This window comes from Klebsiella sp. LY (genome assembly GCF_004010915.1).
GTDB lineage: Bacteria > Pseudomonadota > Gammaproteobacteria > Enterobacterales > Enterobacteriaceae > Klebsiella > Klebsiella quasipneumoniae.
In genome coordinates this window covers 2,464,186-2,476,224 of record NZ_CP022444.1, presented here as the reverse complement: position 1 = coordinate 2,476,224, position 12,039 = coordinate 2,464,186, and the positions used below count along the sequence as shown (strand labels likewise).

The window sequence follows — 12,039 nt, the reverse complement described above, 5'->3', positions numbered from 1 at the left end:
GAATAACGATGAAACGACATGCAATTTATTTCGCCCTGGCGCTGGCGGGCGCGGCGTTCACCATTCAGGCGGCACCGTTGCCCGCGGTGCCGGACCCCTCCCTGCCGGTGAGCCACTTTATCACCCAAGTTAACGCGGATAAAAGTATCACTTACCGCCTGTTTGCCCCTGATGCCCGGCGGGTTTCGGTAGTCACCGGCGCCACGCCGGACTCTTTTGTCTCGCACGACATGACCAAGGCAGCGGACGGAGTCTGGACATGGAAAAGCGAGCCGATGAACCCCAATCTCTATGAATACTATTTCGATGTGGATGGCTTCCGCTCGGTAGATACCGGCGGCCGCTATCAGAAGCCGCAGCGCCAGGTGAACACCAGTTTGATTCTGGTGCCGGGCAGTATTCTTGACGATCGGGCGGTCGCGCACGGCGATCTGCGCACCCTTACCTATCACTCAAAGGCGCTGAACGCTGAACGTCGTCTCTATGTCTGGACGCCGCCGGGTTATAGCGGAACCGGCGATCCGCTGCCGGTGCTCTATTTCTATCATGGCTTTGGCGACAGCGGCCTGTCGGCCATCGATCAGGGGCGGATCCCGCAAATCATGGATAACCTGCTGGCGGAGGGCAAGATCAAGCCAATGCTGGTGGTGGTCCCGGATACCGAAACCGATATCCCGGAAGCCATCGCGGAAAACTTCCCGCCGCAGGAGCGACGCAAAACCTTCTATCCGCTAAATGCGAAAGCGGCTGATAACGAGCTGATGAACGATATCATTCCGCTGATTGATGCGCGTTTTAATGTGCGTAAAGACGCGGATGGCCGGGCGCTCGCCGGGCTGTCGCAGGGCGGCTATCAGGCGCTGGTCTCCGGAATGAATCATCTGGAGAGCTTTGGCTGGCTCGCCACGTTTAGCGGCGTCACAACCACCACGGTGCCGAATGCTGGTGTGGAAGCACAGCTGAAACATCCTGAGGCCATCAATAAACAGCTGCGTAACTTTACCGTGGTCGTCGGGGAAAAAGATTCCGTGACCGGCAAAGACATCGCGGGTCTGAAAAGCGAGCTGGAAAAACAGAAGATCAACTTTGACTATCACGCCTATCCCGGCCTGAACCATGAAATGGACGTCTGGCGCCCTGCCTACGCGGAGTTTGTGCAAAAACTGTTTAAATAGCCGGAGGGGGCGTTTAGCCCCCGTTTTCCGCGAGTGAAGAAAGACAAGATGAAAGTGCTTGTGTCCGAAGATAATGACTTAAGCCGGTCGCCAGCCATCCTGTTCTGGGCGAGATCACTGCGCTACCGGGCTACCCTTGCTGCCAACCGTCGCCCGGCCGGGCGACGCCGGGGGCTAGCGAGTGATATCCCAACCGCGCGCTTTCCACAATGCCGGCAGCGCAGCCAGATCGGTAAAGGTTGTCACTTTGGGATGATCGATTGGCGGGTTGTGCGGATCGGCGCAGAAGTAGAACACCTCCATGCCGGCGGCTATTCCCGATTGTGCACCTGCACTGGAATCATCAACCAGAATGCAGTTCTCAACGTTAACGTTCATCGCCTTTGCGGCATGGAACATCAGCGCCGGATCGGGTTTCCAGCGCTGAATATCGTAGCCGCTGTACAACCGGTCAGCGAAATGGTGCAGCAGGCCGGTGCGGCCGAGAGAGTGTTGCATCTTACTGACCGGGCCATTGGAGACCACGCACATCGGGACGCTTACCGCATCCAGCAGCGCCTGGGCTCCAGCAATCACCTCCAGTTCGCTATCGAACAGGCGGGCGACTTCCGCACGGTAAATCGGCTCCAGGGTGGCCTTTTGCAGGTTAACGCCATGCTCGGCGTTGATGGTGTCGATTATTTCGTACAGCTTTACGCCTTTGAAGCGCTTAAAAATCTCTGCCAGCTCCAGCGTAATGCCAAATTCCTGGAACATGTGCACGTAGGCGCGGGAGCAAATTACCTCGCTGTCGACCAGCGTGCCGTCACAGTCAAAAAATACTGCTTCTGGTTGAGTCATAGCCATTCCATATTAACAAGTTTAACGTTTTCGTTATGTCCAATGCCGCGACGCAATCGTTGCCGTATAAGCAAAATAAATGAAAAAAATTACCATACAACCGCGCCTGGCGCTGTAATTTGGTATAGGATAGCGTCGAATTTTCCCTCCTTACGTTCGGAAACCGATAATGAGTCAACAACAAACCAGCCAGTCTTCTGGCCAGGGTCTGCTGGAGCGCGTATTTAAACTGCGCGAGCATGGCACCACGGTGCGCACGGAAGCCATCGCCGGTTTCACCACGTTCCTGACGATGGTGTATATCGTTTTTGTTAACCCACAAATTCTTGGCGTAGCGGGCATGGATACCAGCGCCGTGTTTGTGACCACCTGTCTGATTGCCGCTTTCGGCAGTATCATGATGGGGCTGTTCGCGAACCTGCCGGTTGCTCTGGCGCCGGCGATGGGCCTGAACGCCTTTTTCGCCTTTGTGGTGGTGCAGGCGATGGGCCTGCCATGGCAGGTCGGCATGGGCGCGATTTTCTGGGGCGCCGTCGGCCTGCTGCTGCTGACGATCTTCCGCGTACGCTACTGGATGATCGCCAATATTCCGCTGAGCCTGCGCGTGGGCATCACCAGCGGGATCGGCCTGTTTATCGGTATGATGGGCCTGAAGAACGCCGGGGTTATCGTCGCTAACCCGGAAACGCTGGTCAGCATTGGTCATCTTACCTCCCACAGCGTGCTGCTGGGCGTGCTGGGCTTCTTTATCATCGCGATTCTGGCGTCGCGCAACATTCACGCCGCGGTACTGGTCTCTATCGTTGTGACCACCCTGCTGGGCTGGATGCTGGGGGATGTGCACTACACTGGTATCGTCTCAGCGCCGCCGAGCGTGACTTCGGTGATCGGTCATGTCGATCTGGCGGGCTCCCTGAATCTGGGCCTGGCCGGGGTAATCTTCTCCTTTATGCTGGTCAACCTGTTTGACTCCTCCGGGACGCTGATCGGCGTGACGGATAAAGCGGGTCTGGCGGACGCCAACGGTAAATTCCCGCGCATGAAGCAGGCGCTGTTTGTCGATAGCGTCTCGTCGGTGGCAGGTTCCTTCATCGGCACCTCATCGGTAACAGCGTATATCGAATCCTCCTCCGGCGTTTCCGTAGGCGGGCGCACCGGCCTGACCGCCGTTGTCGTCGGTATCCTGTTCCTGCTGGTTATCTTCCTCTCTCCGCTGGCGGGGATGGTTCCGGCCTATGCGGCCGCCGGCGCGCTGATTTACGTCGGCGTGCTGATGACCTCCAGCCTGGCGCGCGTGAAGTGGGATGACCTGACGGAAGCGGTACCGGCGTTTATCACCGCGGTGATGATGCCGTTTAGCTTCTCGATCACTGAAGGTATCGCCCTGGGCTTTATCTCCTACTGCGTGATGAAGATCGGCACCGGCCGTCTGCGCGACCTCAGCCCTTGCGTAATTATCGTCTCGCTGCTGTTCGTGCTGAAGATTGTCTTTATTGATGCACATTAATCCGCACGCATGATGAAAAAGCCCGGCATCGCTGCCGGGCTTTTTTTATGCTTTTACCCGCTTAATATAATCGCCAAAGGCGGTCAGCTGGCCGCGCAGATGGTCGAGGGTGCTCTGATCGACCACTTCACCTGACTGCGGATCCACTTTGTTCTGGATCACGCCGCCCATAAATTCCGGTTTATTCATTACCATCGCATCGAGGAACACCAGAATCTGCCGCAGATGATACTGGCAGCGCGCGCCGCCGATGGCGCCCATTGAGCTGGTTTGAATCAGCACCGGCTTGCCGGACAGCGGCTGCTCTGGCAGGCGTGAAAGCCAGTCGATGGCGTTTTTCAGGCCGCCAGGCACGGAATAGTTATACTCGGGGGTGACGATCACCACGCCATCCGCCTCGCGGATCTGTTGCGCAATCTCCTGCACGCGCTGCGGGAATCCCTCTTCTTCCTGAATATCAGCATCGTACAGCGGAATATCGCCGATTGACGGCAGCGCGGAGATGTCCATGCCCGCCGGCGCGATGCCGGGCAGGGTACGCGCGACCATTCCATTAAACGACCCTTTACGCAGGCTGCCGAGTAACGTAACCACTTTCAAGGTATCTGACATGATTGCTCCTTTGGATCATGATGCCGGCAAGACCGGTCAATTGAGGGATAAGGTTTTTTCCGTGGGTAGGCTGGTAAAGCGCATCAGGCGGGCTGACGGCTCGCGCGCGCGCCGCTGAGCGTCCGCCAGGCTGTGCCAGTCGCCTCTCTTAGCGTCATACTCCCAGACCTTCAGCGGGCCGATATTCGGGGTAGCGGCAATCGACCACACCAGCAGCGATTCGGCGTCACAGACGGCTTCGATCGGCAGGCTGCCGGCGGTACGCAGGCGGCCGGAGCCAGGCAGCAGCTGCAGCTGCGTTGATGTTTCACCGGTCAGCTTCAGCACGCTGCGCCGCAGCGCCACCAGTTGGCTGCGCGCTTCGTCCGGGTCATGCTGAATGTTAACCCACAGATTCTCATTGTTACTGAAATTTTGCCGGTCGGCGTCGTGGCTGCGGACAGTGCGCTGCAGCTCCATATCGAGGCCACAATCCCCTTCGGTGGTCAGCGCTACGCCAACGATATTGCCAGTATAAGAGATAGAGAAGCGGGGAAGGTGACGATCGCTAAAAACCGGTCGGCCATTGGCTTCGTTAACGATTTCAGGCAGCTCGCCGATGCCGTAAAGCATAAACAGCAGTTCGGCGAGCAGCGACCGCGAAGCGCGAAAGCGGGCTTGCCGGTATTCAGGGAGCCGACGTGCGGATTGATGACAGGCCGCTGACAAACGTGTCGATAGCGGCTCCCCGGTACTGAGTATCCCTCGTGCAAAATGCGTTGCCATACGTCGCTCCGTGAGTAATGGTCTGAATGAAAACTGCGGGCGCTATTATCGCCTGGTATTAACAGGTTTTAATGCCGAAATCCCCCCTTGAAAAGGGAATTTGTTTGGATTTTACAAATTATTGCGCAAATAAGGTGCTACGGACACGAAACAAAGCTTACAGCGTACCGGAATAGAGCGCTTTCAACGTATCTCTAAGCCAGACAAGCTTCGGGTTGTAGCTGTTGCGTTTATGCCATAGCAAGGTGAAGGGGACGCGAAGCTTTTCCAGATGCTGCGGCTCTAGCGGCAGCGGCCGGGAGACCAGCGGTAGCTGATGCTGCTGATTATAGTGCTGGCAGTAGCGTGGCGCGGTGGCCAGCATGGTGTGCTGCGGTTGAGCCGCCATAAAGAGGGATTGCTCAAACCCCGGCACGGTCAGCGCCACATTACGCTTATGCCCCAGCTCCTGCAGCACGTCGTCCAGCGCCCAGGTATCGCGTTGTTCCCAGCAGATGGTGATATGCGGATAGCGTAAGAATGCCGCCAGATCCCACTCCTCCCTGAGCGCCGGATGATCGGCGCGCAGCCAGACCTGCGGCAGGTCGGTGAACAGCACATCAAAATCGATATACCACGGCAGCAGGCTCAGCAGCTCCCGCGACTGCGGATGGCTTTCGCGTCCGCAGAAGCCGATATCCACCTCGCCGCGGATGATGGCGTCCAGGGAGTCGTAGTCCCAGTTGCGCAAACGAATCAATGCCTGCGGGTAGCGCTGATAGATGCGCTGGGAGAGGGTGTTAAACAGGATCATCAGCAATGGCGTTTCCGCCGCCAGCTCGAACTTGAGGCCGCTCGGCATGGTGTGGTGCGGTTTATCGAGGATCTGGTTGCCCATCTGCATCCAGTCCGCCAGATCCTGCTCCATGCTGCTGACCAGCGGTGTAGGCGCCAGGCCCAGCGGCGTTTTGACAAACAGCGGATCGTCAAACCAGGCGCGCAGCTTGGCCAGCGACTTGCTCACCGCCGAGGGCGAAACGTTCATCCGCTTCGCCGTACGGGTGACGCTGAGCTCCTGGGTCAGGAGCTGCAGGCAGAGCAGTAAATTAAGATCGAGACTCGAAAGCGGCTTCTTCATTGTGTTGCGCAACCCGCGGCGGGGTGGCGACCAGTAGCAGAACAAGACTCACTATGCTACAGGCAATGAGTATCCCGATCAGCATATTCATTGCGCTGAGTCCGATGATGGCGGCGATCCAAATCCACAGCGACGAACCGCACACCTGCGCGATGCCGAGGACCGAGCTGGCGACACCGGCGCGCAGCGTGAATGGCCCCAGGGCCTGGCTCATTGCGACGCCGAAGCCGACGGAGAAGCCGGCGCAAATCATGCCCAGCCCGACCAGGGTGACGACCTGCTGGGTGGCGAGGCTCAGCGCCACGCCTGCCGCCAGGAACAGCAGCTGCGAGGTTATCATCAGGGTGCGTGGTTTAAACAGCGACAGGGCGAACGGCGTCGAGAAGGAGACCGCCATGCTGACCATCGCCATCAGCGCCATCGTCATGGAATAGGTGCCGCGATCGAACCCCATCTCCTCCATCATCAGTACCGGCGAGACGTTCACGTAGGTGAGGATCGCCGTCACGCTGAGGGTGGTGATGAGAATGCGGCTGAGGAAAAAGCGGTTCAACAGCGATTCGCCCGCGCCATGCTGCGGCATAGCCGTCTGCGCAGGCGCCGTCGGACGCGTCTCGCGCAGGATAAATACCGCCAGCAAACCCACTGTTACCCCCATGCCGATCATGGTGTAGAACAGACTCTGCCACGGGTATTTCAGCATGATCAGGTGGCCGAGCACCGGCGCCAGCACGGGGATGATGCAGGTAATGCCGTTGAGCAACGACAGCACTTTGGCCCGTCGACGGTCGTTCAGCGTATCGCGCAGAATAGCGAAAGCCACCACGTAGCAGCAGCCGGCGCCGATCCCCTGGATAAAGCGTCCGGTAAGGAAGTGGCTGCTGGTGTGCGCCTGCGCGCAGAGCAGGGAGGCGATAACAAAGATCGCCGCCCCCACCATGGCGACAGGCTTACGCCCCGAGCGGTCGGCGATACGGCCAGCAAACAGCATCGCGGAGGCCATTCCGGCCAGATAGACCGAGAAGGCGATATGTAATTGCGCCTCGCTGGCTCCCAGATCCTGAGCAATACGCGGCAGGCCGACGAGATACATATCGATGCCGGAGGGATAGAGCAGAACCAGGGCAAAGCTGCAGAGAAGAAAGCGTGTCATGAGATCCTCGCGATGTGAATGGCGTTCAGCATAGTGAGGAACGTCCCGCAAGACGAGTTGCCATTTGGACAACGCTATTTTCCTGGCAGGAAACGCGAACTAGCGGCCCCGGCATCGCCACACGCGGGCCATCCCTTCGCTTTCCGGCCGAACGCTTTCGAAGCCAAACTTCGCGTACAGCTCCGGAACATCCGCCACCAGCGTAACGTAGGCGCCGTCAAAGGCGTTAGCGTCCAGCCAGGCAACCAGCTTCTCCATCACCAGCCGCCCAAGGCCCTTTCCCTGGTGAGCCGGATCGACGGCGACGTCGACAATGTCGAAATTAATTGCGCCGTCGCCGACGATGCGCCCCATGGCGATAGGCGTCTCCTGCCAGAGGATATGTACGCCATAACAGCTGCGCGGCAGCCCGGCTCTGGCGCCTTCCAGGGGGCGCGGCGACATACCCGCTACCTCTCGCAGGTGGCAAAACGCTTCGGCGGAGGGCACCTTCTCGATCACGGTATATTCAACGGTCATGCTTTAGTCTCGTGGTTAAGGGGAGATAAAAGTAGAGAACGTTGCGCCGCAAAGGGCAAGAAAAAAACCGCATTAACGCGGCGTTAATGCGGGTGAGTGAACATTTACGGACTAAACGTTATTTGCCGATACAGAAGCTGGAGAAGATGCGGCCCAGCAGGTCATCGGAGGTGAACTCCCCGGTGATCTCGCTCAGCGCCTGCTGCGCGAGACGCAGCTCTTCCGCCAGCAGCTCGCCGGCCCAGGCGCCCAGCAGCTGGGCTTTGCCCTGCTGCAGATGGTCCGCCGCCTCTTCCAGCGCCTGCAGATGGCGACGGCGGGCGAGGAAGCCGCCTTCCATATTGGTATCGAAGCCCATGCTCTGCTTGAGGTGGTTACGCAGCACCTCGACGCCTTCGCCAGTGCGTGCCGACAGGCGGATCAGTGAGTGGCCATTTACTTCGCTGATACCCAGCGCTTCGCCGGTGACATCGGCTTTATTACGCACCACGGTAATCGGCAGTTTAGCGGGCAGGCGCTCGATAAAATCTGGCCAGATCTCCGCCGGATCAACGGCGCTGGTGGTGGTGCCATCGACCATAAACAGCACCCGATCGGCCTGGGCAATCTCCTGCCAGGCGCGCTCGATGCCGATACGTTCCACTTCGTCATTGGCGTCGCGCAGGCCTGCGGTATCAATGATATGCAGCGGCATGCCGTCGATATGGATATGCTCGCGCAGCACGTCGCGGGTGGTGCCGGCGATGTCGGTGACGATCGCTGCTTCGCGGCCCGCCAGGGCGTTTAGCAGGCTCGATTTACCGGCATTTGGCCGCCCGGCGATCACCACCTTCATCCCTTCGCGCAGCAGACTGCCCTGACGGGCTTCGGCGCGGACGGCGTCGAGGTCGGCCATCACCTCGTTCAGCTGGGCTTCAATTTTGCCGTCGGAGAGGAAATCAATTTCTTCATCCGGGAAATCAATCGCCGCTTCCACATAGATGCGCAGGTGAGTGAGCGCTTCCACAAGGTGGTTAACCCGCGCGGAGAAGGCCCCCTGCAGTGAGTTCAGCGCCGAGCGCGCCGCCTGTTCTGAGCTGGCGTCGATAAGGTCGGCGATGGCCTCTGCCTGCGCCAGGTCGAGCTTGTCGTTAAGGAACGCGCGCTCAGAGAATTCGCCCGGCCTGGCGATGCGCAGGCCCGGCAGGGTCAGAATACGTTTAAGCAGCAGGTCGAGAATGACTGGGCCGCCGTGGCCCTGCAGCTCAAGCACATCTTCCCCGGTAAAGGAGTTCGGCCCGGGGAACCACAGCGCAATCCCCTGATCCAGCGGCGTACCGTCAACGTCGTTGAACGGCAGGTAGTCGGCATAGCGCGGTTTCGGCAGCTTGCCAAGTACCGCCTGCGCGACGTCGCGCGCTTTGAGGCCGGAGATGCGCAGGATGCCCACACCCCCGCGTCCCGGTGGGGTTGCCTGGGCGACGATAGTGTCGTTATGGCTCATGGTGACTCTCTATGTAGATGTAAAAAAGGCGGTCCATTGACCGCCTTCTCTGGCATTAACGTTACCGTAACTACTCTAAATTATTCAAGTCGCAGATGCGTTGCCTTGAAGAATGAAGAGTATCAGGATTTCTTCTTCTCGCGGCTATGCAGGCCACGCTTCTCCAGACCACGGTAAATCAGCTGCTGCTGAATAATGGTCACCAGGTTGCTGACGATGTAGTACACCACCAGGCCAGACGGGAACCACAGGAAGAACACCGTGAAGATGACCGGCATAAAGGTCATGATCTTCTGCTGCATCGGGTCAGTCACGGTGGTCGGCGACATCTTCTGGATGAAGAACATCGTCGCGCCCATGATGATCGGCAGGATGTAGTACGGGTCCTGAGCAGACAGGTCGTGGATCCACAGGATAAACGGCGCATGACGCAGTTCAACCGAGGCGCTCAGCATGTAGTACAGCGCAAGGAAGATCGGCATCTGAATAATCAGCGGGAAGCAGCCGCCCAGCGGGTTCACTTTCTCCGCTTTATACAGCGCCATCATCTCCTGGCTTTGACGTTGTTTATCGTCGCCCAGACGCTCGCGCATGGCCTGAATCTTCGGCTGCAGCATACGCATCTTCGCCATGGAGGTGTACTGCGCTTTGGTCAGCGGGTACATGATGCCACGAACGATAAAGGTGATGACGATGATCGAGAAGCCCCAGTTGCCGAGGAAGCTGTGGATGAACTTCAGCAGCTTGAACAGCGGTTGAGAGATGAACCACAGCCAGCCGTAGTCGACGGTCAGATCCAGGTGCGGCGCGACGGCAGCCATTTTGTCCTGAATCGCCGGGCCGACCCACAGCGTGCTCTGCAGTTTGTCGGTTTGACCAGGCTGTACCAGTACCGGCTGAGATTTATAGCCGATAGCAACAATGCCGTTGCCGAGGTTGGCGGTATAGAAGTTATTCGTCCCGTTATTCTGCGGCACCCACGCAGTGGTGAAGTACTGCTGCAGCATGGCAACCCAACCGTTTTTGGTGCTAACGTTCAGGTTTTCGTTATCCAGAATGGTATCGAATTTGTATTTTTCGTATTTCGAATCCGCGGTGGAGAACGCTGCGCCACGGAAAGTATGCATCGTGGACAGGCCGCCGGTCTGCGTATCGCGACTGGACGGCAGCGCAGCGGTCTGCTTCAGCTGACCGAAGGTCGAGACTTCCAGCGGTTTCTCGCTGGCATTCTGCACGCTATAACCGACGTTCACCGCATAGCCACCGCGTTTCAGGGTGAAGGTTTTGGTGAAGACGTTGCCGGCTTTGTCGGTGTAGGTCAGCGGGATGACGAGCTCATCCTGGCCATCGGCCAGCACAAACGCCTCTTTATCGACGCTGTACAGCGGACGCGGGCCGTTTGCCGGATTATCCGGACCGTCACGGCCGGTTAAGCCGCTCTGCGCCTGGTAGACAAACTGCGGGGTGGTTTCCAGTAACTGGAACGGTTCGGTCGATTTCAGCGTTTTTGGATACGCCAGAAGCAGCGCCTGCTCAATATCGCCACCGTTGGTGTTGATAGTCAGCTCAAGCACGTCGGTTTTAACCGTAATCAGTTTCCCCTGGCCACTGGCCGGTACGCCCTGGTCGGCGGCGCTACCCGCTGCTGTGGTCGTAGTCTGCGTGGTCTGCTGCTGGGGTTGCGGATTTTTGTCCTGCTCCCAGGCTTGCCAGATCATGAAAGACACGAACAACAAAGCGATGATAAGAAGATTGCGTTGCGAATCCATCGTTAGTGTTCTCTGGTATCAAATGGTCCAGGCGGGACGGGATCGTCACCACCAGGGTGTAAAGGGTGGCATTTTAATACGCGTTTCATTGTCAACCAACTGCCTTTTATCACTCCAAACCTGCGTAAGGCCTCAATTCCGTATTGAGAACAGGTTGGGGTGAAACGACAATGCGGCCCGAGTAGCGGACTAATCAGGCGCTGATAAACTCGAATCAGGCCGATCAGGACCCGCGAGCCAGGCGACAATGGCGGCGCCATAATTTTTCCAACGCTTCCGAGAGAGCACGGTTATCGAGGTCGGCAACCCCTCTTTTCGCCACCACCACGAAATCCATAGGTGGGAGTTCATGTTGACGCAAACGAAAACTTTCACGCGTCAGACGTTTAATCCGATTGCGTTCATGTGCGCGTTTCACGTTTTTCTTGGCGACGGTGAGACCGATGCGGGGATGCCCCAGCGAATTCAGGCGGCCGAGGATGGTGATTTGCGGCGTGCCAGCCCGTTGTGGCTGCTGGAAGACGAAAGTGAAATGACTGGGAGTTAACAAGCGTAACTCCCTGGGAAATGCGAGCTTAACCACGCAGGGTTAGCTTTATTACTTGGAAACGGTCAGACGAGCGCGGCCTTTAGCACGACGACGTGCCAGAACCTGACGACCATTTTTAGTAGCCATACGAGCACGGAAGCCGTGAGAACGGTTGCGCTTCAGTACAGACGGTTGAAAAGTGCGTTTCATGGCGATTTCTACCTAAACTTGAATAAATTCACTGACTTTTGCGTAGACCCGAACGAACTTCGAACGACTTACGCCTCAGCGTGGGTGATTAAAGAGGCCGGATTGTAATAATTGTACACTCCGGAGTCAATTCTCTTTCCTTATTTCTCGCACCTCGTCGCACAAAAAATAAGCTGAGACGTGTGACGAAAACGGGCATTACGCGCCGGGTGGGGGATTATACGGCCTGGCCAGTAAAGCGCAAGGATCCTGAAGGATCTTTGTTAGATCGTTTGCGCCCAAAAGCGGCATAGCTCATTAATTTTTCCAATATGCGGCGGAAATCGTGCTTCACTCCTTCCAGGATCGATTACACTTACC

The 12,039-nt window shown here is 57.7% G+C and carries 13 protein-coding genes; 2 read left to right on the top strand and 11 right to left on the bottom strand.

Features of this window, described 5'->3' with window-relative positions; genetic code table 11:
• Nucleotides 1-8 precede the first annotated feature (8 nt).
• Nucleotides 9-1,175, top strand: coding sequence for an alpha/beta hydrolase-fold protein (locus tag CE636_RS14995; protein ID WP_017899656.1), 1,167 nt, complete (start codon nucleotides 9-11; stop codon nucleotides 1,173-1,175).
• Between the two features lie 174 nt (nucleotides 1,176-1,349).
• On the opposite strand, the gene yieH is transcribed toward CE636_RS14995, so the two are convergent.
• A complete protein-coding gene (gene yieH / locus CE636_RS14990) occupies nucleotides 1,350-2,015 on the bottom strand; it encodes a 6-phosphogluconate phosphatase (protein WP_004202295.1) in 666 nt (221 codons plus the stop codon).
• Nucleotides 2,016-2,184: 169 nt separating this feature from the next.
• On the opposite strand from yieH, the gene CE636_RS14980 reads away from it, so the two are divergent.
• Nucleotides 2,185-3,522, top strand: coding sequence for an NCS2 family permease (locus CE636_RS14980; protein WP_004202294.1), 1,338 nt, complete (start codon nucleotides 2,185-2,187; stop codon nucleotides 3,520-3,522).
• A gap of 45 nt (nucleotides 3,523-3,567) precedes the next feature.
• Here the strand turns inward: CE636_RS14980 and CE636_RS14975 are convergent, their stop codons facing one another.
• From CE636_RS14975 to rpmH, 10 genes are all read right to left on the bottom strand, one after another.
• Nucleotides 3,568-4,134: an NADPH-dependent FMN reductase gene (locus CE636_RS14975; RefSeq protein WP_004202293.1), complete on the bottom strand. Its 567-nt coding sequence runs from the start codon at nucleotides 4,132-4,134 to the stop codon at nucleotides 3,568-3,570.
• A gap of 36 nt (nucleotides 4,135-4,170) precedes the next feature.
• Complete coding sequence (locus CE636_RS14970; RefSeq protein WP_072500828.1) at nucleotides 4,171-4,746, bottom strand: 4'-phosphopantetheinyl transferase family protein; 576 nt, start codon at nucleotides 4,744-4,746, stop codon at nucleotides 4,171-4,173.
• 310 nt (nucleotides 4,747-5,056) lie between these two features.
• Complete coding sequence (yidZ, locus tag CE636_RS14965; protein ID WP_004202291.1) at nucleotides 5,057-6,016, bottom strand: HTH-type transcriptional regulator YidZ; 960 nt, start codon at nucleotides 6,014-6,016, stop codon at nucleotides 5,057-5,059.
• Nucleotides 5,985-7,169, bottom strand: a complete 1,185-nt coding sequence (locus CE636_RS14960; protein ID WP_004202290.1) for an MFS transporter — start codon at nucleotides 7,167-7,169, stop codon at nucleotides 5,985-5,987. The genes yidZ and CE636_RS14960 overlap by 32 nt, the downstream gene beginning before the upstream one ends.
• A gap of 99 nt (nucleotides 7,170-7,268) precedes the next feature.
• Nucleotides 7,269-7,688 (bottom strand): GNAT family N-acetyltransferase, encoded by a 420-nt coding sequence (locus CE636_RS14955; protein ID WP_004202289.1) that lies wholly within the window; start codon nucleotides 7,686-7,688, stop codon nucleotides 7,269-7,271.
• 118 nt (nucleotides 7,689-7,806) lie between these two features.
• Nucleotides 7,807-9,171 carry a tRNA uridine-5-carboxymethylaminomethyl(34) synthesis GTPase MnmE gene (mnmE, locus tag CE636_RS14950; protein WP_004202288.1) on the bottom strand — a complete coding sequence of 455 codons (1,365 nt, stop codon included), beginning with the start codon at nucleotides 9,169-9,171 and terminating at the stop codon, nucleotides 7,807-7,809.
• Nucleotides 9,172-9,293: 122 nt separating this feature from the next.
• Complete coding sequence (gene yidC / locus CE636_RS14945) at nucleotides 9,294-10,940, bottom strand: membrane protein insertase YidC (RefSeq protein ID WP_017899657.1); 1,647 nt, start codon at nucleotides 10,938-10,940, stop codon at nucleotides 9,294-9,296.
• A gap of 2 nt (nucleotides 10,941-10,942) precedes the next feature.
• Entirely contained in the window at nucleotides 10,943-11,200 is a 258-nt protein-coding gene (yidD, locus tag CE636_RS14940) for a membrane protein insertion efficiency factor YidD (RefSeq protein ID WP_004151536.1), read from the bottom strand.
• Nucleotides 11,164-11,523, bottom strand: a complete 360-nt coding sequence (gene rnpA, locus CE636_RS14935; RefSeq protein WP_004151535.1) for a ribonuclease P protein component — start codon at nucleotides 11,521-11,523, stop codon at nucleotides 11,164-11,166. Before rnpA ends, yidD begins: the two co-directional genes overlap by 37 nt.
• A gap of 15 nt (nucleotides 11,524-11,538) precedes the next feature.
• The gene (gene rpmH / locus CE636_RS14930; protein WP_000831330.1) at nucleotides 11,539-11,679 is read right to left on the bottom strand and encodes a 50S ribosomal protein L34; all 141 of its coding nucleotides are present in this window, start codon (nucleotides 11,677-11,679) and stop codon (nucleotides 11,539-11,541) included.
• Nucleotides 11,680-12,039 lie beyond the last annotated feature (360 nt).